The sequence below is a fragment of the uncultured Desulfovibrio sp. genome, assembly GCF_944324505.1.
GTDB lineage: Bacteria > Desulfobacterota > Desulfovibrionia > Desulfovibrionales > Desulfovibrionaceae > Desulfovibrio.
In genome coordinates this window covers 80,587-102,428 of record NZ_CALUWO010000005.1, presented here as the reverse complement: position 1 = coordinate 102,428, position 21,842 = coordinate 80,587, and the positions used below count along the sequence as shown (strand labels likewise).

Below are 21,842 nucleotides of genomic sequence, written 5' to 3'. Positions count from 1 at the left end.
GGAGCCACCATGCTGCCCACACGAATTGCCCTGCGCTGCCTTCTCCGCACCTTCTGCGTCAATGCGGCGGTGACGGCGCGCGGCATGCAGCTGACAGGGCAGCTCTATGCGCTGCAACCGGGGCTGCGGCATCTCTACCCGGACCAGACGCAGCGGGCCGAGGCCGTGTCCCGTTATCTGGTGCACAGCAACACGCATCCGTACATGCTGCCCTTCTATGTGGGCGCCGTGCTGGGGCTGGAAAATCTCATTGCCGCCGGCACGCTGCCCGCCTCGGCGGTGGCCAATGTGCGCAAGACCCTGAGCACCACGCTTTCGGCCATTGGCGACGGCTTTTTCGAGGGGGCGCTGCTGCCCTGCTGGACCCTGCTCACGGTGGTTCTGCTGCTGGCCCATCTCGTCACGCCGGCCCTGGTGCTGCTGGGGGCCACCCTGCTCATGCTGCTGGCCTTTCGCTGTGCTACCTTTTTCTATGCCTTGCGCAACGGCATCACGGCGCTGGCCGGGCTGAAGCGCCTGAATCTCATCAACTGGTCCCGGCGCATCAAGATGGTCAATGCCCTGCTCATTGCCGTCATCTTCTGGCAGCTGGCCCCGCATGAAGCCCGCCTGGCCCCCTGGAACTACGGGATCATCAGCCTGCTGGCGCTGCTGGGGGCCGCCTGGGTGGTGGGGCGCTGGCGCCTGCCGCGCATAGTGCTGTGGCTGGGTATGCTTGGCCTGCTGATTTTCATGGACGAACGCCTGCTGGGCGTGTAAAATGGTGGCCGCCCTGCCACCACGAGCCGAAAACGCGGAGACACCATGAGCCTGAGCGATGCCATCGTGGAAACCCCCGAGGGGCTTGTCCTTTCCCTGACCCTGCGCATGCGCGGGGGCCTGCACGCACGTCCTGCCGCCCGTCTGGCGCAGGAGGCCCAGCGGCACAAGGCTGCCGTTACCCTGCGGGCCGGCGAGGCCAGCGCCGATGCCAAGAGCATGCTGGACGTTCTTTCCCTGGCCCTGCCGGAAGAGGCCCGCATCACCCTTGAGGCCACGGGCGAGGATGCCCGCGAGGCCCTGCTGGCCGTGGCCGCCTGCCTTGACGACATACGAGAATAGCCATGCCCCGCGCCCTGCTTTTCGGAACCCCAGTCTCGCCCGGCATTGCCATCGGCATGCTGCGCTTCAAATATTCCGCCCGCATGATCGAGCGGCGTCGTCTCACGTCCGGCGAAGTGCCCAAGGAACAGTCCATGCTGCGCGACGCGGCCGACAGCGTGCGTGAAGACCTGCGCGAGGCCATGGACAAGGTTCCCGATGACCTGGCCGAATATCGCGAGGTCATTGCCGCCCAGATTGAACTGGCCCGCGATCCCAAGCTGCTGGACAAGGCCCAGAGCGCCATCGAAAAGGAGCTGATCTGTGCCTCCTGGGCGCTGGAAAAGACCGTGGAAGAGCTGTGCGACATCTTCCGCAAGATGGACAATCCCTACCTGCGGGATCGCGCCCAGGACATCCGCGCCGTGGGCCTGCGCATACGGGCCTGCCTGGCCGGCTCCGACGTGGACGACGATCACCCTGCCATCCTGGCCGCCGAAGACCTCTCGCCGGCCGATGTCATGGAAACGGACTTCAAGAGCGTGCAGGCCATTGTGACGGCCGAGGGCGGCCCCACCTCCCACACGGCCATCCTGTCGCGCGGGCTGCACATTCCCGCCCTGGTGGGCGTGACGGGCCTGCTGCATACGGCCCTGCACGGCGAACGGGTCATTGTGGACGGCCTCAAGGGCTGTATCCTTCTTGAGCCGGACGAGGAAGACATTGCCCGCTACAAGAACCGGCGCAATGACTACCTGGCCTGGGAACAGCGCACCCGCCAGGAAGCCCACTGGCCCGCCGAACTGCGGGACGGCATGCGCGTTTCCGTGCAGGCCAATCTGGAACGGCCGGAAGAAGCCGCCGACCTCCAGGCCAGCGGGGCCGAGGGCGTGGGCCTGTACCGCACGGAATTTTCCTTTCTGCGGGATACCCTGCCGGACGAGGAAAGCCTGCTGGCCGAATACAGCGCCGTGGCCCGCCGCATCGCTCCGGAACGGGTGGTCTTCCGCACCCTGGACTGCGGTGCGGACAAGATGCTGCGCGCGCAGGAGGCCCTGCGCGAACCCAATCCCGCCCTGGGGCTGCGCGGCATCCGCTTCTGCCTGCGCCATCAGGATATTTTCCGCACCCAGCTGCGGGCGCTCATGCGAGCCGGCGTCTGGGGCAATGCGGCCATCATGCTGCCCATGATTTCCAGCGTGGATGAAATCCTGGCCGTGCGCCGCATCATGCAGGAGCTGCATCAGCAGATGCAGGCCGCTGGCATTCCCCATGCCGACAGCCTGCCGCTGGGCATCATGGTGGAAACCCCCGCCGCCGTGCTCATTGCCGATACCCTGGCCTGCGAATGCGACTTTTTCAGCATCGGCACCAATGACCTCATCCACTACCTCATTGCCATTGACCGCAACAACGTGCACGTGGCCCACCTGGCCGAGGCCCTGCATCCGGCCGTGGTGCGCTCGCTCAAGCGCGTCATCGACTCGGCACACCGCGAGGGCATCGGGGTTTCCGTCTGCGGCGAACTGGCCGCCGATCCCTACGGTCTGGCCATTCTGCTGGGCATGGGCATTGACACGGTTTCCGCGTCGCCCCGTTTTGTTCCCGGCATGAAGCACATGATCCGCCGCATGGACGCGGCCTTCTGCGAAGAACTGGCCCACAGCGTCCTGGGCAGTGCGGATGTTTCCGTTTCCCAGCGCATCCTGCGCGAACGCCTCCAGGCCGTGCTCGGCAGCGAGCTGGCCTTTCACACCACCAGTATTCTCACCGACAGCCGCCCATGAGCAAGAAGTCATCCCCCGCCACCATTGCGGTGAACAAGAAGGCCCGCCATCTCTATGAACTGTCCGATTTTCTGGAGGTGGGCATCAGCCTCACCGGTCCCGAGGTCAAGAGCCTGCGTGCCGGCCGGGTCAACTTCCTTGACAGCTACGTGGACTTTCGCCACGGGGAGGCCTTTGTCCTTTCCCTGCACATTGCGCCCTATGCCAATGCGGGCTATGTGGTGCAGGAGCCGGACCGGCCCCGCCGCCTGCTCATGCACGCGGCGGAAATCCGCCAGTATACCGCCAAGGTGGAGCAGAAAGGACTGACCGTGGTGCCCGTGAGCCTGTATTTCAAGCGCGGCAAGGTCAAGATGGAAATTGCCCTGGGACGGGGCAAGAAGCTCTTTGACCACCGCGATACCCTCAAGCGCCGCGCCGAAGAACGCGACGCCGCCCGCGAAATGGCCTGACGGCATGCGGCGTCCGCCCCTGCAGGCCCCGCTTCTGTGGCAGAGCTATGCCCTCTGCTGGCTGCTGGGCCTGATTGCGGCGGCCTGGCCCCTACCCGCCGGCATGCTGCTGTGTCTCCTTGTCCTGCTGGACACACGCCTGCACCCTCCGCGGCATGCCGTACGAACCCTGCTGGCGCTGCTGCTGGCCGGGGCCGGTCTGCTGCTGGCCTCCCACCTGCTCCGCCTTCCTCCTGCTCCGGCCTGGCTTGCCTCGGCCCTGCCCACCGTACCGGCTGCCCAACGCCCGCGCCTCTGCGGCACGGTGCACAGCGTCAGCGGTCTGCCCGGAGAACGTCTCCGCGTGCTGCTGCAACAGGTCCATCCTCAGGAACAGCCGGAGCAGCCGGCACTGCCCGGCCTTGTGGCCTGGACCTGGCAAAATCCGCTGTTTACCCCGCTGCCCGGACAGACGGTCTGCCTGCGCAGCGCTGTCCGCCCCGTGCAGGGCACACGCAATGCCAGCATGCAGGACTGGGGCCTCTGGTGGCGCGCCCAGGGCGTGCACTGGCGCCTGTGGAGCCGGGGAAACGGCGCCCAGGCCCGTCCTGACGGCAGCCCCTCCCTTTCCGGTCGCTGGCGGCACCAGATCAAGGAACGGTTTTTGCGTGCCCTGCTGCCCGAAGAGCTGCCCCCGGCCCACAGGGACCGCTGGCTGGCTGCCCATCAGGGCCATGCCGTACTGCCCGCCCTGCTCTTTGGCGACCGCTACTTTCTTGACCGCCATGTGCTGGACCAGTTTGCCGCCGCCAGCCTGCTGCACAGCCTGGCCCTTTCCGGGCAGCATCTGGCCATAGCGGGCCTGCTGGGTCTGGTCTGTGTGCTGCTGGCCGGACGCCTGTGGCCCGGCCTGTATCTGCACCGTCCCCGCGTGGTGCTGGCCACCCTGGCCGCCTGCCCGCCGGCCCTGCTCTATCTGTGGCTGGGCAATGCCCCTTCCTCCCTGCTGCGGGCAGCCTGCATGCTCCTGGCCATGGCCCTGAGCCTGACCATCCTTACCCGGCGCAGCGGTTCCCTGCCCGAAGGGCTGCATGCCCATCTGCCCCGCTCCACCCTGGACCTGCTGGCCACGGCCCTTGTGGTCATCTGCGCGGCCGCTCCCCTGGCGGTCTTTGACACCGGGCTGCAACTGTCGGCCCTCTGCCTGTTTGCCATCGGCATCAGCATGCCGCTGCTGCGGCGCTGGCTGCCCCTGCCGCGGCCGCAGCGCGAGGGTCTCCCGTCCACGCCATGGCAGCGCCTGGGGCAGCGGCTGAAACGGCTGGGCATACAGGGCGCCCGGCTGCTGCTGCTTTCCCTGTGCATCCAGCTTGTGCTGCTGCCCCTCAATGTCTGGCTGTTCGGCAATGCCGGGCAGTGGTTTTTCCTCAATCTGCTCTGGCTGCCCGTGCTGGGCTGCCTGGTGCTGCCCGGTACGGTGCTCGGGCTGCTGCTCTCCCTGTGCGGCCTGCTGTGGCCCGCCCGGTGCATCCTGGATATCTGCGCCCTGCCCTGCCAGTGGCTGGTGGATGGTCTGGGATTGCTGCATGCCCATGGTCTGCTGGAGCTGCCAGCCCTGCCGCGGCCGCACTGGACGGCCATTCCCGGCATGCTGCTGCTGTGCGCGGCAGCGGCCCGGCATTTTTCGCTGGAACCGGCGACGGTTGCCCCCTGCCCGGCGAGTCCGCCGCGGGGGCATGGCCGTCTGCTGCTGGCGGCGCTTGTGCTGCTGTCCGTGGGGCCGGTGCTGGCGCTGTGGCCCCGCTGGCAGCGCCCCATACGTCTGGATGTGCTGGATGTGGGACAGGCCCAGGCTGTGCTGCTGCATGTTCCCGGCGACGGATGGCTGGCCGCGCCGCAGCGCCTGCTGGTGGACGGGGCCGGCCCGCTTTCGCCCTTCTACGATCCGGGCCGACGCCTGGTGGCGCCCATACTGCTGGCCAATGCCCTGCCCCGGCTGCACAGCGTCATCAACAGTCATCCCGACATGGACCACTGCGGCGGACTGATCTACATTCTGCGCCATTTCCGCGTGGACGCCCTGTATGACAACGGCCGGCAGGCCACCAACCGTTACGGCCGGGCATGGAATGCCCTGACCCGGGACTTTCCTGCCCGCCCCCTGTTCCGGGGAGACCGCCTGCCGCTGGGCGACCCGACCCTGGGTCTGACTCTGGAAGTGCTCCACCCGCCGCGCGGCCCGGAAGGACAACGCTGGAAGGGCAATAATGCTTCGCTGGTGCTGCGCCTTGTGCGCAACGGGCACGGCCTTGCCCTGCTGCCCGGCGATGCGGAAACACCGGCACTGGCGGCCCTGCTGGACAGCGGGCAGAATCTCCAGGCCGAAGTGCTGGTGGCGCCCCATCACGGCAGCGACAGCGCCTTTCTGCCGGCCTTCTACGAGGCGGTGCAGCCCCGTCAGGTGCTGGTGAGCTGCGGCTTCCTCAACCGCTACCGCACGCCCTCTGCCCGTCTGCGGAACTGGCTGGCACAGCGGCACATTCCCCTGCGGGTCACGGCCAGCGAGGGACAGATTACCATACGCTGGCCCGGCCGCTGACGCCGGATGCATGACAGCATGGACCGGTCTGGCCCCCCATGCGCACGACGGCAGGACATGCCGCCGGGAGCGGCATTGCCACCCACAGGGCGCCGCGCCCTGTGCGGCTGGGCCGGCCGTTGCCGCACGGCGCCTTCCGGCGGCCCGAGGCCCTTGTGCCCGGATGCCCTGCGGGCTACAGTGCCGGAAAGGAGAGTAACCATGCGCCCGGCCCTGCTCATCATTGATATGCAAAACGATTTTGTACTGCCCGATGCCCCGCTCTGCGTGCGCGGTGCGGCCCCCACGGTCCCTGTCATCCGCCATCTGCTTCTGGACGCGCGCGAGGCGGGCATTCCCGTCTGCCATGTCATCCGCTGCCACAACCGCGACGGCAGCGATGTGGAAAAGATGCGTCAGCCCCTGTTCAGCGACGGACCGGGCATCTGCGTTCCCGGCAGTGAAGGCGCACGCATCGTGACGCCCCTCCTGCCGCTGTCCGGCGAATACATCATCTGCAAGCGCCGTTTCAGTGCCTTTTTCCAGACGGAACTGGACCTGCTGCTGCGCCGCCTGCACGTGGACAGTCTGCTCATTACCGGCACCCAGTATCCCAACTGCGTGCGCAGTACGGCCGTGGACGGCATGAGCCTTGACTATGACGTGACCGTGGTGACCGATGCCTGTTCGGCCCAGACACCGGAAGTGGCCGCTGCCAATATCTACGACATGCAGCACATGGGTATTGCCTGCCTGCCCCTGCGAGAACTGCCGCCCCTGCGCATGCCGCGGCACTAGGGCTGTTAACACGATTCGTTGCCTGTTCGGGGGGGAAGGAAAACCCCTCCGCCAGCGCGGGAGCGGGTTTCCCTTCCCCCCAGGCCCCCCATCCCTTCCCCAGCGCGCTTTTACCGGGGGAAGAGCAGGGACACGAGGTACCCCCGCCTCCCACGGCAAGCGGAACAAGTTCAGCTCGTTTGTTTTATCTATTGAAATTATTTGTAAAATTTGTGTTAACAGGCCTTAACCGGCATTTTGCAGCAGACCCGGCGCAGGGTACGGGCGCTCCGCTTCCACAGCATGGCCGCACTGATGTCAGTGCTGGCAGGAGGGACAGAAAATGGTGGTGCGCCCGGCCACGCGCGTTCTGACCAGCGGGCGGCCGCAGCGCGTGCACGGCTCGCCACCGCGCCCGTAGACGGCAAAACTGTTCTGAAAGGCGCCCACATGCCCGTTGGCATCCCGGTAGTCCCGGATGGAACTGCCGCACTGGGCAATGGAAAGCCGCAGCACCGCCTGCAGGGCGGCACAGAGCTGCTGCCACTCCGGCAGGGCAAGGGACGCGCCGGGGCGGCGCGGGTCCAGACCGGCCTGGAACAGGGACTCGTCGGCATAGATATTGCCTATGCCGGCAAGCACGCTCTGGTCCAGCAGCAGGGCCTTGAGCGCTGTGCGGCGGGTATGCAGGCGGGAGAAGAGGTCGGCTCCCAGCGTCGCGGCCGGATGTTCCAGCGGCTCCGGCCCCATGCGGCGCCAGAAGTCCCAGCGCTGCAACAGGGCCGGCGTGGCGGCAAACAGCAGGCCGAAGGCGCGTACATCATCAAAGAAGAGCACGGACGGGCCGTCCGTACCGTCCAGGTAAAAGAGGCAGCGGCTGTGCGCGTGTGGCGGGGTGCCGTCAGGGTGGGTCATGAGACGGCCGGTCATGCGCAAATGCACCGCCAGCAGCTCGGGCACATCCGGGGCCGCGGCTGCGATCTGCGGGCAGGAGGCGGGCGCGGCCAGATGCAGCAGCACCAGCTTGCCGCGGCGCGTGACCTCTACGATCTGCCGCCCTTCCAGCGTTGTCAGGGGCAGACTCAGGGGATGCACCTGCGACGGGCGCAGCAGGTCCACCCGCCGGATGCACCGGTGGAGCACCTGCGGACGCAGGGTGCGGACCACGGTTTCCACTTCGGGCAGTTCGGGCATGGGCATCAGTCCTCTGTGGCCGGCGTGTCTGTCCCCAGATAGATATCCAGCAGCCCGTCAGGCGGCGCAATGGTCACGCGGGGGCCCTGCGGATCCCCCAGGTCAAAGCCCACAATGAAGCAGGGTTCCGCGGGAAAGAGCACTTCCCGGCCATCTGCGGTGCGGATGCCCCAGACCTCGCGGCCGGCGGGGTATTCCACATGGTCCAGACAGCCCAGGCGACGGCCATCGTCCAGAAAAACCGCACAGCCCAGGAGGTCTTCCACATAGACCTCATCCTCGTCCGTTTCCGGCAGGGAGGCGCGGTCGATGAGAATGCGGGCGCCGCGCAGTTCTTCCGCAGCCGTGCGGTCATTCACGCCGTCCGGCAGCAGAAGAGGACGCCCCTTGTGCATGCGCCAGGCACGCAGGCGCAACGGGCGGGGAGGACGCTGCCCCTGTTGCAGAAACAGGGGCGCGTCAAGAAGGGAAGGGGAGTCTGCATACCAGTCGATGCAGCACTCCCCCTTGATACCGTGCGGGCGTAGGAAAACGCCCAGTTCGATCCAGTGGGGCATGGTCAGGCCTATTCCAGAATCTCCAGCACCGCCCGTTTGCGGCATTTGGTGGAAGCGGCGCTCAGCAGCGTGCGCATGGCGCGCGCCGTGCGGCCCTGCTTGCCGATGACCTTGCCCAAATCTTCCTTGGCAACCTTCAATTCCAGCACAGTGGTTTGTTCGCCTTCGATCTCGCTGACCTGTACCTCTTCAGGGTGATCCACCAGCGACTTGGCGATGTAGAGAATCAACTCCTTCATACGAACCTCCGCCGCGCCGGACAGGCGCGGAATTAGCCCATGTGCTTCTTGATGAGGGCACGCACGGTGTCGGTGGGTTCGGCGCCGCGGCCGAGCCATTCCTTCACCTTGTCGGCGTCCAGCTTCACATCAGCAGGCTCGACCATGGGATTGTAGTAGCCCAGGAAATCCAGCGGGCGGCCATCACGACGGGTTTCGTCGTTGGCGGCCACCACGCGGTAGAACGGATGCTTCTTGCTGCCCATGCGGGTCAATTTCAGCTTAACGGCCATGAGTATTACTCCCTTTTGTTTAATGCGTTCATGTATCGTTATCAGGGCAAAAGAGCAAGCACAGCCTACTCCCGCCGGACAGATAGCATAACGGGGGCAGCCCGTTATTTTTTCTTGTGCTTGGCCGGACGTTCGCGCTTCTTGCGCTTCTTGGCCGGAGCGGCCTTGCCGGCCGGCATTCCCCCCGGCAGACCCATTCCCGGCGGCATGCCGGGCAGTCCCATGCCGGGCGCCATCCCCCCCATGCCGCCGGGCAGATTCACGCCGCGGGGCAGACCGGGCATGGACGGCATCTTGGCCTTGCCGCCCATCATGCCCTTCATCATCTGGCGCATCTGCTCGAACTGACGCACCAGCTGATTGACCTGCTGTACCGTCACCCCGGCCCCCCTGGCAATGCGCGCGCGGCGGCTGCCATTGAGAATATCCGGATTGTGGCGCTCGGCCATGGTCATGGAATTGATGATGGCTTCGGTACGGGCCATTTCCTTTTCGGGCATGGCGCCGCCGGCCTCGGCCAGCTTTTCGCGCAGACCGCCCAGGCCGGGAATCATCTTGAGAATGCTGTCCAGTGAGCCGAGTTTCTTGACCCGGCGCATCTGGGTGCGAAAATCTTCCAGGTCAAAGCTGGCCTTGCGCATTTTGCGGGCAAGGGCTTCGGCCTCTTCGGCATTGATGGTTTCCTGGGCCTTTTCCACCAGGGTCAGCACATCCCCCATCCCCAGGATGCGCCCGGCGATACGGTCGGGATGGAATACCTCCATTTCCGACAGTTTTTCGCCCATGCCCACAAATTTCACCGGTGCACCGGTCACCGCGCGAATGGACAGGGCCGCGCCGCCGCGGGCATCGCCGTCCATCTTGGTAAGCACCACGCCCGTGATGCCCAGCCGCTGATTGAAGGACTCGGCCACGGTCACGGCATCCTGACCGGTCATGGCGTCAGCCACAAAGAGGATTTCCTGCGGCTGCACCGCCGCCTTGATGGCGGACAGCTCTTCCATGAGCGGCTCGTCCACGTGCAGGCGACCGGCCGTATCCAGCAGCACCACGGTGGCCTGCTGCTCACGGGCGGCTTCCAGGGCCTTTTTGGCGATGTCCACGGGCTTCATGTCCACCGTGGAAGGATAACAGGGCATGTCCAGCTGCCGGGCAAGCACGGTCAGCTGATCAATGGCGGCCGGGCGGTAGACGTCAGCCGGCACCAGATAGGGGCGCATCTTCTGCTTGCGCAGCAGATTGGCCAGCTTGCCGGCGGACGTGGTCTTGCCCGACCCCTGAAGGCCCACCAGCATGATGACAGCCGGCTCCCTGCCCTGAAGGTCAAGCCCCGTAGTCTCTCCGCCCAGCAGATTCACCAGCTCGTCGTGAACGACCTTGACCACCTGCTGTGCCGGGCTGACCCCCTTGATCACCTCCTGACCAAGGCACTTTCCGCGCACGCTTTCCACAAAGTCCTTGACGACCTTGTAGTTGACATCGGCTTCCAGCAGGGCCAGGCGCACTTCCCGCAGCCCGGCCTGGATATTCTCTTCGGTCAGCTGGGTTTGCCCGCGCAGACTGCGGAACGCGGATGACAGCCGGTCGGAAAGACTTTCAAACATGACGCCCCCAAAGGCGGTAGCGCAGGGACGGGCAAGCCGTCTCTGCGGATTTACAGAACTTGCATTTATAGACTGTTTGCCGGCAATGGTCAAGGGAAGAGCGCCAACAGACCACCGCCGGCCCCCGGCCATCCGGCAAGTCCGGCAAGCACGGCCCGTGCGCGCAGCAGACACGGCGGACACAAAAAAAGCGCACCGCAAAACGGTGCGCCTGATTTCTGGCGGAGCGGAAGGGACTCGAACCCTCGGCCTCCGGCGTGACAGGCCGGCGTTATAACCGTCTTAACTACCGCTCCAGAAACGGAATAGTTTCCGTGAAGGCTCTTATAGGCCACATGCCGCCTGCTGTCAAGCCTTTCGGGGGACATGCCGCCCTCCCCGCACGCCGCAGCAGGGGCAGCACACAAAAAGGGGCTGCGGCAGCTGCCGCAACCCCTCTGTTGTCCTGGTGGGCAGTACAGGACTTGAACCTGTGGCCCCCGCCTTGTAAGGGCGGTGCTCAACCAGCTGAGCTAACTGCCCGGAGCTGATTCCATACCGCAGAAAAGATTCTGCCGTCAATCTCTTTTCCCGGCGGACGCGCCGGCCCGGCTTGCTGTCCTGCGCGTTTCCCCGTATGCTTATTGGTCAGATGCCTGATTGCCCCGCCCGTGTCCGCCGCCTGACAGACAGGAAAACAGCCGCCCCCAGCGGCCCGCCGCGCTCCGGGGGTATCGGTCCCGGCCGGACAGCGGCGCCCGCCCGGCGGAGGGTTCCGCCACAGCAGCAAGGATGCGTATGAAAAAGGAAGACTCGGTGCAGCAGCGTAACCAGCGCTGGAAGGATATCTTCCCGGACCTCAAGCCGGAAGGTGTCTGGGGGCGCATTCTGCGTATGAGCCGCTGCCATGCGCAGCTGTGCAGCGAGACCCTGCGCCCCCTGGGCCTGCGCAGCGTGGAGGCCGATGTGCTGGCCGCGCTGCTGTATGCCGGCCCGCCCCACGAGCTGACCCCCAAGGACATCACCGCCCAGTGCAATCGCAGCCCCGGCGCCATGACGGGCATTCTGGACGCCCTGGAAGCGCGCGGTCTTGTCAGTCGCCGCACCCAGGCCCACAACCGGCGCAGCTATCTTGTCACCCTGACCCCTGCCGGTCAGCAGCTGGCACGGGAAGCCTTCCTGGCCCGGACCGCTATGGAAAAGCAGCTGCTGGACGTGCTGAGCAGCAAGGAACGGAAGGATCTGGCCGCGCTGCTGAAAAAGGTCCTTGCAGACCTGGAAGAAAAGGGCCTGCTCTAAGGACGAACTCCTGGTCAGCCTGCCGCACGGCCGTGTGTTCCCCATGGCCTGCCATGGCCGGAAAAGCCATTACGGCACGGGCGGATGCGCTGCGCCCCGATGCTGCCCCGTGTTCTGCCCCATGCCCTGCCCCGCGCCGCCATGCCGCAGCAGCAGGCAGCACGCCGGCCCTCCTTCCTCTGGCAGACAAGCCGGACCGGCGGACGACAGCTGCCGCGTCCTGCTCTTTGTGCTAATACTTTTGCCAAAAAAATTTTAGTTCTGAACAAAACACGTGCTGCCTGCATCCCCCTGCATCCCCCTGCATCTCGCTGTCGTGAGCGGTTCCGGCCGCATGCGCGTGTCCCGCAGGACAACACCTGCTGCCCGCCCCATGGCATTGCCCCACGGCACGGGCCGTCCCGTGCGGCAGGCTGCCGCGCCCCCTGCACCTGCGCCTGACACTCCGGCGCCCCAACGGCCCGCCGGTGCAGTCCACCCGCCATGCCCCGCCTTCCCGGCACATGTTTCCGGGGGATGTGGCGCTGCCGCCAGCGCAGCCCGCAACCAATCTGCCCCGGCGGCTCCCGTTGTGCGGTACGCCCGGCACGCCCTGGCGCACCAGAAACCGACACCCCGCCCATCTCGCCGATCCGGCAAAACGGCACATACCGCCCAAAAAACATCTTGCCAAAAAGAGGGAAACGGGATATCCATTGCAATTCCTGTCAAGCATTGGAGGAATGCTCTGGTCGATCATCCGCATCATGCACGATATGCCTAGCCTTTTTCTGGCGCACAAAACGGAAACGCTCCTGCCCGGGAGCGTGGCCTTTTGTCGCCTGTTTGCGTTTTCGATCTGACATTCCAAGGGAACTACGCTTCGGACAGCGGCACACCGGTACAACGCTGCGGGCCATACGTCCGCCCGCAGACCGGGGCCTCCCAGCCCGGCACCGGCATACCGAAGCGCAACCGCTACCCACCTGAGGTATAGCATGGGCCAGCTCATCAAACAGTTCGGCAAAATCAAAGTTTCGCTCCCCATCCCTCACCTGCTCAATCTTCAGATCGACTCCTATCAGAAGTTTCTGCAGGAAGGCGTGGCCGAGGCCGACCGCAAGCCCGACGAGGGGCTGGAAGGCGTGTTTCACACCGTCTTCCCCATTGAAGATTTCAACAAGACTGCCAGCCTGGAATTCGTGAGCTACGAAATCCAGGAACCCAAGTACGATCAGGCCGAATGCATTTCCAAGGGGCTGACCTATGAAGCCCCCGTGCGCATCAAGGTGCGCCTTGTGGTGTATGACATCGACGAAACTTCCGGAGACCGGAAGGTCCGCGATATCAAGGAGCAGGACATCTATTTCGGCACCCTGCCCCTCATGACGGAAAAGGGAACCTTTATCATCAACGGCACCGAGCGCGTCATCGTCAACCAGCTCCAGCGCTCGCCCGGCATCATCTTCGAGCATGACGGCGGTAAGACCCACACCAGCCGCAAGGTGCTCTACTCCTGCCGCGTCATCCCCATGCGCGGTTCGTGGCTTGATTTCGACTTTGACCACAAGGACATTCTCTACGTCCGCATCGACCGCCGCCGCAAAATGCCCGCCACCATCCTGTTCAAGGCCATGGGCATGACCAAGACGGACATCCTCGATTATTTCTACACCCGCGAACACTACCTGCTGGAAAGCGACGACCGCCTGTTCTGGGAAGTGGAAAAGCACCTCTACCGCAAGGACAATGCCTATGCCGACATCTGCACGGCGGACGGCACGGTGCTCATCCGGGCGGGCAAGCCCATCACCAAGCGCGGCTGGCGCCAGATCTGCGAAGCCGGCATTCCGGCCATCGAGGTGCCCCCCACCCTGCTGGACGGCATGTTCCTGGCGGAAGACGTGGTGGCCGAGGGCAGCGGCGAAGTGCTGGCCGAAGCTGCGGACGAAATTACCCCCGGCCTGCTGGAACGCATGCGCGAGGCGGGCATCAAGCGCCTGGCCGTGCTGCACACCAAGGGCACGGACACGTCCTCGTCCATCCGCGATACCCTCATGCAGGACCGCATTGCCGACCAGGAAAAGGCCCAGGAGGAAATCTACCGCCGTCTGCGTCCCTCCTCGCCGCCCACGGCGGAAATCGCGGCCAGCTTCTTCGACAATCTGTTCCGCAGCCCGGACTACTACGATCTGTCGCCCGTGGGCCGCTACAAGCTCAACCAGCGTCTGAATCTCACGCCCGAATCCATCGTGGATGCCGACCTTTCCGATTACGACAGGCGCCTGGTGAACGAGGACGGCAAGACGCCGCAGGAAAAATACGGGGCACTGCTGGAAAACCGCACCCTCAATGACCATGACATTCTCACGGCCATCAAGGTGCTGGTGCAGCTCAAGGACAGCCACGGCCCGGCCGATGACATCGACCACCTGGGCAACCGCCGCGTGCGCCTGGTGGGCGAACTGGTGGAAAACCAGTACCGCATCGGCCTGGTCCGCATGGAGCGTGCCATCAAGGAACGCCTGAGCCTTCAGGAAATCTCCACGCTCATGCCCCATGACCTTATCAATCCCAAGCCGGTGGCGGCCGTGCTCAAGGAATTCTTCGGCACGTCGCAGCTGTCGCAGTTCATGGACCAGACCAACTCCCTGTCCGAGGTCACGCACAAGCGCCGTCTGTCGGCCCTTGGCCCCGGTGGTCTGACTCGTGAGCGCGCCGGCTTTGAAGTGCGCGACGTGCACACCTCGCACTACGGCCGCATCTGCCCCATCGAAACGCCGGAAGGTCCCAACATCGGCCTCATCGTCTCCCTGACCACCTTTGCCCAGGTCAACGACTTCGGCTTCATCGAAACGCCCTACCGCGTCATCCGTGATGCGCAGGTCACCGATGAAATCGTGCATCTCGATGCCTCGCGCGAAGCCGATGCCGTGGTAGCCCAGGCCAATGTGCGCATTGACGAAAACGGCCGCCTGGCTGACGAATTCGTCACCGTGCGCGTCAAGGGCGAAGTGGAAATGCGCCCCCGCGAGGAAGTGACCCTCATGGACATCTCGCCCAGTCAGATGGTGTCCATTTCCGCCGCGCTCATTCCCTTCCTGGAGCATGACGACGCCAACCGCGCCCTCATGGGTTCCAACATGCAGCGCCAGGCCGTGCCCCTGCTGCGCAGCGAAAAGCCCCTGGTGGGCACCGGCATGGAAGTGGACGTGGCGCGCGACTCCGGCGCCTGCATCGTGGCCCCGGCCGACGGCGTGGTGAAATATGCCGATGCCGACCGCGTGGTGGTGGCCTATGAGGGCGACCTCTTTGCCAAATCCGGCGGCGTCAAGGCCTACGATCTGCTCAAGTACCACAAGTCCAACCAGAACTCCTGCTTTGGCCAGAAGCCCACGTGCTATCCCGGCCAGATCGTGAAAAAGGGCCAGATTCTGGCCGACGGCCCAGGCATTGACGAAGGCACGCTGGCCCTGGGCAAGAACCTGGTGGTGGCCTTCATGCCCTGGTGCGGCTACAACTACGAAGACTCCATCCTCATTTCCGAGCGCGTGGTCAAGGAAGATACCTTTACCTCCGTGCACATCGAGGAATTCGAGGTGGTGGCCCGCGATACCAAGCTGGGACCGGAAGAAATCACCCGCGATATTCCCAACGTGGGCGAAGACATGCTGCGCAACCTGGACGACAGCGGCATCATCCGCATCGGCGCGGCCGTGAAGCCCGACGACATCCTGGTGGGCAAGATCAGCCCCAAGGGCGAAACCCAGCTCACCCCGGAAGAAAAGCTGCTGCGGGCCATCTTCGGCGAAAAGGCCCGCGACGTGAAAAACACCTCCCTCAAGGTGCCCCCGGGAGTGGAAGGCACGGTCATCGATGTCAAGGTCTTCAACCGTCGCTCCGGCGAAAAGGACGAACGCACCCTGGCCATCGAGGCCCATGACATCGCCGTGCTGGACCAGAAGGAAGCGGACCATCTGCGCGCCCTGTCCGAGCGCACCCGCAGCCTCATGGCGCCCCACGTCATCGGCAAGCAGGTAGCCACTACCCTGCCCGGAAAGAAGAAGGGCGAAGTGCTGGTGGAAGCCGGCGCGGCCCTCACCGAGGAGCAGCTGGAAGAAATTCCGGTGAAGAAGCTGGCCGGCCTGTTCAAGAGCCGGGAAGTGAACGATACCGTGGCTGCCCTGCTGGAAAGCTATGACCATCAGGTGGACTATCTCAAGGCCATCTACGATTCCAAGCGGGAAAAGGTCACCGAAGGCGACGACCTGCCCCCCGGCGTCATCAAGATGGTCAAGGTGCACATCGCCATCAAGCGTAAGCTTTCGGTGGGCGACAAGATGGCCGGCCGTCACGGGAACAAGGGGGTGGTCTCCTGCATTCTGCCTGAAGAGGACATGCCCTTCTTTGCCGATGGCCGCCCCGTGGACATCGTGCTCAATCCCCTGGGCGTGCCCTCGCGCATGAACATCGGCCAGATCATGGAAACGCACCTGGGCTGGGGCGCCAAGGAACTGGGCCGTCAGCTGGCCGAACTGGTGGATTCCGGCGCGGCCGTGGCCACCGTGCGCGCGGATGTGAAGGATGTCTTCAATTCCGAAGCCATCAACGAGCTGGTGGACAGCATGGATGACGAGGAATTCATTGCCTCGGTGAAAAAGCTGCGCAACGGCATCGTGACCCGCACGCCCGTCTTTGACGGCGCCACGGAAGATGAAATCTGGGGCTGGATGGACAAGGCCCACATGCCCAATGACGGCAAGACCGTGCTCTATGACGGCCGCACCGGGGTGCCCTTCAAGAACCGCGTGACCACGGGCGTCATGTACATGCTCAAGCTGCATCACCTGGTGGACGAAAAGATCCATGCCCGTTCCACCGGTCCCTACAGCCTCGTGACCCAGCAGCCTCTGGGCGGCAAGGCCCAGTTCGGTGGCCAGCGTCTCGGGGAAATGGAAGTCTGGGCGCTGGAAGCCTACGGCGCCGCCTACCTCCTGCAGGAATTCCTCACCGTCAAGTCCGACGACGTGACGGGTCGCGTGAAGATGTACGAAAAGATCGTCAAGGGCGACAACTTCCTGGAGGCCGGCCTGCCGGAATCCTTCAACGTGCTGGTGAAGGAACTCATGAGTCTGGGTCTCAACGTGACCCTGCATCAGGAAGAAGGCAAGAAAAAGCCCAAGCGCGTGGGCTTCATGCGCGATATGGATCAGGACGAACAGGCCTAGCCTGCCTTCCGCCCCGACCCGCGGCAACGACTGTAACCAGCTTTTGACAAGCAAGGTGGACATATGAGCCTGGACGATCTCTTCACCGTGCGCGGCACGTCGAGCAACGTGACCAATATCCGCAATCTGAAAGCCATCCAGATTTCCATCGCCTCGCCCGAAGCCATCCGCGAATGGTCCTACGGCGAGGTGAAGAAACCGGAAACCATCAACTACCGTACCTTCAAACCCGAACGTGACGGCCTGTTCTGCGCCAAGATCTTCGGCCCCGTGAAGGACTACGAGTGCAACTGCGGCAAGTACAAGCGCATGAAGCACCGCGGCATTGTCTGCGAAAAGTGCGGCGTGGAAGTCATTGCCTCCAAGGTGCGCCGCGAGCGCATGGGCCACATCGAGCTGGCCGCGCCCGTGGCTCACATCTGGTTCCTCAAGACCCTGCCCTCCAAGATCGGCACCCTGCTGGACATGACCATGGCCGATCTGGAAAAGGTGCTCTATTTCGATTCCTACATCGTGCTGGACCCCGGGCAGACCAATCTGCAGAAGCAGCAGGTCATCTCCGAGGAGCAGTATCTCCAGATTCTGGACCACTACGGCACCGATGACGTGCTCACCGTGGGCATGGGCGCCGAAGCCGTGCGCTCCCTGCTGGAAGAACTGGACCTGGAAAAGCTGCGCGCCGAACTGCGCGAAGAAGGCGAAACCACCAAGAGCCAGACCAAGAAAAAGAAGATCACCAAGCGGCTGAAGATCGTGGAAGCCTTCCTCGAATCCAACAACAAGCCCGAATGGATGATCATGGAGGTCATTCCCGTCATTCCGCCGGAACTGCGCCCGCTGGTTCCGCTGGACGGCGGCCGCTTTGCCACCTCGGACCTCAATGATCTCTACCGCCGCGTCATCAACCGCAACAACCGCCTCAAGCGGCTCATGGAGCTGGGCGCGCCGGAGATCATCATCCGCAACGAAAAGCGCATGCTCCAGGAAGCCGTGGACGCCCTCTTCGACAACGGCCGCCGCGGCCGCGCCATTGCCGGCACCAACGGTCGCCCGCTCAAGTCCCTGTCCGACATGATCAAGGGCAAGCAGGGCCGCTTCCGTCAGAACCTGCTGGGCAAGCGCGTGGACTATTCCGGCCGTTCGGTTATTACCGTCGGCCCCTACCTCAAGCTGCATCAGTGCGGCCTGCCCAAGAAGATGGCCCTGGAGCTGTTCAAGCCCTTCATCTACTCGGAGCTGGAAAAGCGCGGCCACGCCACCACCATCAAGAGCGCCAAGAAGATGGTGGAGCGTGAAGAGCTGGTGGTCTGGGATATTCTCTCCGAAGTGGTGCGCGAATATCCCATCCTGCTCAACCGCGCCCCTACCCTGCATCGTCTGGGCATCCAGGCCTTCGAACCGCTGCTGGTGGAAGGCAAGGCCATCCGCCTGCATCCGCTGGTCTGCACCGCCTACAACGCCGACTTTGACGGCGACCAGATGGCCGTGCACATCCCCCTGTCCGTGGAGGCGCAGATCGAATGCCGCGTGCTCATGATGAGCACCAACAACATCCTGTCGCCGGCCAACGGCGGCCCGGTCATCGTGCCCTCGCAGGACATCGTGCTGGGCCTCTACTACATGACGGCCGAACGCAGCTTTGAACCCGGCGAAGGCATGACCTTCTGCGGTCCCTGGGAAGTGGAGGCCGCCTATGACGCCGGCCAGATCTCCCTGCATGCCCGCGTGAAGGTGCGCATGCCCGACGGCAAGATCTACGACACCACGCCCGGCCGCGTGCTGGTGAGCAATATCCTGCCGCCCGAACTGGGCTTCGAGCATGTGAATCTGGTGCTCACCAAGAAGAATATCGCCAAGCTCGTGGGGGCGGCCTACCGCCGCTGCGGCATCAAGGCCACGGTCATCCTCTGCGACAACATCAAGAACCTGGGCTACGAGTTCGCCACCCGCGCCGGGGTGACCATCGGCGTCAAGGACCTGACCATTCCGGCCCGTAAGAAGGATATTCTGGAAAAATCCCAGGCCGAGGTGGACGATATCGAACGCCAGTACCGCGACGGTATCATCACCCGTACCGAAAAGTACAACAAGGTCGTGGATGTGTGGACCAAGGCCACGCAGGACGTTTCCGCGGAAATGACCAAGGAAATTTCCTATGACATCCTCACCGACCCCAAGACCGGACGCCAGGAAAAGAACCAGAGCTTCAACCCCATCTTCATGATGTCCAACTCCGGTGCCCGAGGCAACCAGGACCAGATGCGCCAGCTGGCCGGCATGCGCGGCCTCATGGCCAAGCCGTCCGGGGAAATCATCGAAACGCCCATCACCTCGTCCTTCCGCGAGGGCCTGTCGGTGTTGCAGTACTTCACCTCCACCCACGGCGCGCGCAAGGGTCTGGCCGATACGGCTCTGAAGACGGCCAACTCCGGCTACCTGACCCGCCGCCTGGTGGACGTGGTGCAGGATGTCATTGTTTCCGAACATGACTGCGGCACGGTGGACGGCATCGAACTGACCCCGCTCAAGGATGGCGGCGACATCAAGACCCCGCTGTCCGAACGCGCCATCGGCCGTGTGCTGCTCTACCCGGTCTATGATCCCGAAAATCCCGACCATGTGCTGCTGCCCGAAAACACGCTCATCAATGAAGAGGAAGCCAAGATTCTGGAAGATCACGGCGTTTCCTCCATCATGGTGCGCTCGCCCCTGACCTGCCAGTCCGAACGCGGCATCTGCGCCCTCTGCTACGGGCGCGACCTGGCCCGCGGCCATCTGGTCAATACGGGCGAAACCGTGGGCATCATCGCGGCCCAGTCCATCGGCGAACCGGGCACCCAGCTCACCATGCGTACCTTCCACATCGGTGGTACGGCCTCCAGCACCATTGAAAAGAACAAGTTCGAGGCCCTCAATGCCGGCCGCATCATCCTCAACCGCGTCAAAGCGGTCACCAACCGCGACGGCGCGCAGATGGTCATCGGCAAGAGCGGCCAGCTCTCCATCGTGGACCCGCAGGGCCGCGAACGCGAAAAGTACATCCTGCCCAACGGCGCACGCCTCAATGTGCAGGACGGCCAGAACGTGACCAAGGGCACCGTGCTGGCCGAATGGGACCCCTTCAACGAACCCTTCGTCAGCGAAGTGGACGGGACCATCCGCTTTACCGACATCGTGGACGGCAAGACCGTGCAGGAAAAGGTGGACGACGTGACCCGCCAGACCTCCCTGACCATCATGGAATACCGCACCACCAACTTCCGTCCGGCCGTGTCGGTCTGCGATGCGGACGGCAACGTGAAGCTGCGACCTTCCAGCAATACGGCTGCCGTCTACAGCCTGCCCGTGGGCTCCATCATCATGGTCAAGGATGGCGAGGCCATTCAGGCCGGCGACATCATTGCCCGCAAGCCGCGCGAAACCTCCAAGACCAAGGACATCGTGGGTGGTCTTCCCCGCGTGGCCGAACTCTTTGAAGTGCGCAAGCCCAAGGACATGGCCGTGGTTTCGGAAATCTCCGGCACGGTGACCTATGCCGGCGAATCCAAGGGCAAGCGCAAGCTGGTGGTCACGCCGGAAATCGGCGAGGCCAAGGAATACCTGGTGCCCAAGGGCAAGCACATCACCGCCACGGACGGCGACTTTGTGGAGGCGGGCGATCCCCTCACCGAAGGCTATCCCGAACTGCACGACATCCTGCGCACCCGCGGCGAAAAGTACCTGGCCCGCTATCTGGTGGATGAAATCCAGGAAGTGTACCGCTTCCAGGGCGTGGGCATTGACGACAAGCACATCGAAGTCATCGTGCGCCAGATGCTCAAGAAGGTGACCATCCTGGATTCCGGCGGCACCAGCTTCCTGGTGGGCGAACAGGTGGACAAGGCCGAATTCCGCGCCGAAAACCACAAGGCCATAGCCGAAGGTCGCCAGCCCGCCACGGCGGAACCGCTGGTGCTGGGCATCACCCAGGCCTCGCTCACCACCTCGTCCTTCATCTCGGCGGCCTCCTTCCAGGAAACCACCAAGGTGCTCACCGAGGCTTCCCTCAAGGGCAAGATGGACTACCTGCGCGGCCTCAAGGAAAACGTCATCGTGGGCCGGCTCATCCCGGCCGGTACCGGCTACCGCGAATATGTCCATGGCGACATCAAGGTGCCGGACCAGAAGGAACGCCCGGACAAGTTCCTGGAGGAACTGGAAGAAAACCCCGTCCTGGTGGACCTGGGCTAGTCACTGTCCCGCCGCCCGTTTTCGCATGCCGTCATGCGGACGGGCGGCGGTTTTTTGCCGCAGCTGGCGAAGCCCGTGCCTGTGCCGTGTATACGGGCTGCCCCGGCCGGCCTTCCCGCACAGCCGCCCGCTGCTGCCGGCATTTCCCCCGCCCTGTGGCGGGGGTTTGGCGTTTTGGGGCGGACGAACTTTTCCTGCTGTTCTCCTGTCTTGCATTGCAAAATGGGCTTGCCTAGCCAGGCTGGCTGTGATAGAAAAGAAAAATATCTTGTCCTTTCCCGCACCTCTTTTTCCGCGAGGGACGCGGCCCCGCGCCTCAGCGGCGCGGAACGGGCAGGATCCCCGCGTCGCAAGGTACGTTTCCCCGACGGGAGCCGCTTCCTTGCTTTTTTACGTGGCGGATACCTTGGCAAAAACAATACGCCGATGTATTGTTTGTGTTGGCCGCATACGCGGTCATGGGTGCCGGTACCGGCAAAGCGGCCTGCCGCCTTGCCCTGCCGGTGCAGACCCCGGCCTGTGGGCCACAAGGGTCGATCTGGTTTTGGCGGGTACTTGGGCGGCATGGGCCGTCCGGCAACAAATTTCAGCCCCTTAAAGGACTTGTA

General features: G+C 64.1%; 14 protein-coding genes and 2 tRNA genes. 9 read left to right on the top strand and 7 right to left on the bottom strand.

Going from position 1 to position 21,842, the window contains the following annotated elements:
- Window positions 1-9 precede the first annotated feature (9 nt).
- The 6 genes from Q0J57_RS07000 to Q0J57_RS06975 all read left to right on the top strand — a co-directional run bounded on the left by Q0J57_RS07000 (window position 10) and on the right by Q0J57_RS06975 (window position 6,674).
- Window positions 10-759, top strand: coding sequence for a PTS system mannose/fructose/sorbose family transporter subunit IID (locus Q0J57_RS07000; protein ID WP_297218649.1), 750 nt, complete (start codon window positions 10-12; stop codon window positions 757-759).
- 45 nt (window positions 760-804) lie between these two features.
- Entirely contained in the window at window positions 805-1,101 is a 297-nt protein-coding gene (locus Q0J57_RS06995; RefSeq protein WP_297218647.1) for an HPr family phosphocarrier protein, read from the top strand.
- 2 nt (window positions 1,102-1,103) lie between these two features.
- On the top strand, window positions 1,104-2,867 hold the full coding sequence (ptsP, locus tag Q0J57_RS06990) for a phosphoenolpyruvate--protein phosphotransferase (RefSeq protein WP_297218645.1): 1,764 nt from the start codon (window positions 1,104-1,106) through the stop codon (window positions 2,865-2,867).
- Window positions 2,864-3,319 (top strand): SsrA-binding protein SmpB, encoded by a 456-nt coding sequence (gene smpB / locus Q0J57_RS06985; RefSeq protein WP_297218643.1) that lies wholly within the window; start codon window positions 2,864-2,866, stop codon window positions 3,317-3,319. Before ptsP ends, smpB begins: the two co-directional genes overlap by 4 nt.
- Window positions 3,320-3,323: 4 nt before the next feature.
- Window positions 3,324-5,897 (top strand): ComEC/Rec2 family competence protein, encoded by a 2,574-nt coding sequence (locus Q0J57_RS06980; RefSeq protein WP_297218641.1) that lies wholly within the window; start codon window positions 3,324-3,326, stop codon window positions 5,895-5,897.
- A 201-nt stretch (window positions 5,898-6,098) separates the two neighbouring features.
- Window positions 6,099-6,674 (top strand): isochorismatase family cysteine hydrolase, encoded by a 576-nt coding sequence (locus tag Q0J57_RS06975; RefSeq protein WP_297218639.1) that lies wholly within the window; start codon window positions 6,099-6,101, stop codon window positions 6,672-6,674.
- Window positions 6,675-6,971: 297 nt separating this feature from the next.
- Here the strand turns inward: Q0J57_RS06975 and mutM are convergent, their stop codons facing one another.
- The 7 genes from mutM to Q0J57_RS06940 all read right to left on the bottom strand — a co-directional run bounded on the left by mutM (window position 6,972) and on the right by Q0J57_RS06940 (window position 11,041).
- The gene (gene mutM, locus Q0J57_RS06970; RefSeq protein WP_297218637.1) at window positions 6,972-7,847 is read right to left on the bottom strand and encodes a bifunctional DNA-formamidopyrimidine glycosylase/DNA-(apurinic or apyrimidinic site) lyase; all 876 of its coding nucleotides are present in this window, start codon (window positions 7,845-7,847) and stop codon (window positions 6,972-6,974) included.
- 5 nt (window positions 7,848-7,852) lie between these two features.
- A complete protein-coding gene (gene rimM, locus Q0J57_RS06965) occupies window positions 7,853-8,404 on the bottom strand; it encodes a ribosome maturation factor RimM (protein WP_297218635.1) in 552 nt (183 codons plus the stop codon).
- An 8-nt stretch (window positions 8,405-8,412) separates the two neighbouring features.
- Window positions 8,413-8,643, bottom strand: coding sequence for a KH domain-containing protein (locus tag Q0J57_RS06960; RefSeq protein ID WP_297218633.1), 231 nt, complete (start codon window positions 8,641-8,643; stop codon window positions 8,413-8,415).
- Window positions 8,644-8,675: 32 nt separating this feature from the next.
- On the bottom strand, window positions 8,676-8,915 hold the full coding sequence (rpsP, locus tag Q0J57_RS06955; protein ID WP_297218631.1) for a 30S ribosomal protein S16: 240 nt from the start codon (window positions 8,913-8,915) through the stop codon (window positions 8,676-8,678).
- 104 nt (window positions 8,916-9,019) lie between these two features.
- Window positions 9,020-10,519, bottom strand: a complete 1,500-nt coding sequence (gene ffh / locus Q0J57_RS06950) for a signal recognition particle protein (protein WP_297218630.1) — start codon at window positions 10,517-10,519, stop codon at window positions 9,020-9,022.
- A 219-nt stretch (window positions 10,520-10,738) separates the two neighbouring features.
- Window positions 10,739-10,815: transfer RNA gene (locus Q0J57_RS06945), tRNA-Asp, on the bottom strand.
- 150 nt (window positions 10,816-10,965) lie between these two features.
- Window positions 10,966-11,041: transfer RNA gene (locus Q0J57_RS06940), tRNA-Val, on the bottom strand.
- Window positions 11,042-11,296: 255 nt separating this feature from the next.
- On the opposite strand from Q0J57_RS06940, the gene Q0J57_RS06935 reads away from it, so the two are divergent.
- The 3 genes from Q0J57_RS06935 to rpoC all read left to right on the top strand — a co-directional run bounded on the left by Q0J57_RS06935 (window position 11,297) and on the right by rpoC (window position 21,234).
- On the top strand, window positions 11,297-11,797 hold the full coding sequence (locus Q0J57_RS06935; protein ID WP_297218627.1) for a MarR family transcriptional regulator: 501 nt from the start codon (window positions 11,297-11,299) through the stop codon (window positions 11,795-11,797).
- Between the two features lie 977 nt (window positions 11,798-12,774).
- On the top strand, window positions 12,775-17,004 hold the full coding sequence (rpoB, locus tag Q0J57_RS06930) for a DNA-directed RNA polymerase subunit beta (RefSeq protein ID WP_297218625.1): 4,230 nt from the start codon (window positions 12,775-12,777) through the stop codon (window positions 17,002-17,004).
- Window positions 17,005-17,067: 63 nt separating this feature from the next.
- The gene (gene rpoC, locus Q0J57_RS06925) at window positions 17,068-21,234 is read left to right on the top strand and encodes a DNA-directed RNA polymerase subunit beta' (protein ID WP_297218622.1); all 4,167 of its coding nucleotides are present in this window, start codon (window positions 17,068-17,070) and stop codon (window positions 21,232-21,234) included.
- Window positions 21,235-21,842: the final 608 nt, after the last annotated feature.

Excerpts from the sequence above, each read along its gene's own strand:
- rpoB (WP_297218625.1), top strand. The coding sequence starts at position 12,775 with ATGGGCCAGCTCATCAAACAGTTCGGCAAAATCAAAGTTTCGCTCCCC.
- rpsP (WP_297218631.1), bottom strand. The coding sequence starts at position 8,915 with ATGGCCGTTAAGCTGAAATTGACCCGCATGGGCAGCAAGAAGCATCCG.
- Q0J57_RS06995 (WP_297218647.1), top strand. The coding sequence starts at position 805 with ATGAGCCTGAGCGATGCCATCGTGGAAACCCCCGAGGGGCTTGTCCTT.
- ffh (WP_297218630.1), bottom strand. The coding sequence starts at position 10,519 with ATGTTTGAAAGTCTTTCCGACCGGCTGTCATCCGCGTTCCGCAGTCTG.
- rpoC (WP_297218622.1), top strand. The coding sequence starts at position 17,068 with ATGAGCCTGGACGATCTCTTCACCGTGCGCGGCACGTCGAGCAACGTG.
- Q0J57_RS06975 (WP_297218639.1), top strand. The coding sequence starts at position 6,099 with ATGCGCCCGGCCCTGCTCATCATTGATATGCAAAACGATTTTGTACTG.
- Q0J57_RS06980 (WP_297218641.1), top strand. The coding sequence starts at position 3,324 with ATGCGGCGTCCGCCCCTGCAGGCCCCGCTTCTGTGGCAGAGCTATGCC.
- Q0J57_RS07000 (WP_297218649.1), top strand. The coding sequence starts at position 10 with ATGCTGCCCACACGAATTGCCCTGCGCTGCCTTCTCCGCACCTTCTGC.
- rimM (WP_297218635.1), bottom strand. The coding sequence starts at position 8,404 with ATGCCCCACTGGATCGAACTGGGCGTTTTCCTACGCCCGCACGGTATC.
- smpB (WP_297218643.1), top strand. The coding sequence starts at position 2,864 with ATGAGCAAGAAGTCATCCCCCGCCACCATTGCGGTGAACAAGAAGGCC.
- ptsP (WP_297218645.1), top strand. The coding sequence starts at position 1,104 with ATGCCCCGCGCCCTGCTTTTCGGAACCCCAGTCTCGCCCGGCATTGCC.
- mutM (WP_297218637.1), bottom strand. The coding sequence starts at position 7,847 with ATGCCCGAACTGCCCGAAGTGGAAACCGTGGTCCGCACCCTGCGTCCG.
- Q0J57_RS06935 (WP_297218627.1), top strand. The coding sequence starts at position 11,297 with ATGAAAAAGGAAGACTCGGTGCAGCAGCGTAACCAGCGCTGGAAGGAT.
- Q0J57_RS06960 (WP_297218633.1), bottom strand. The coding sequence starts at position 8,643 with ATGAAGGAGTTGATTCTCTACATCGCCAAGTCGCTGGTGGATCACCCT.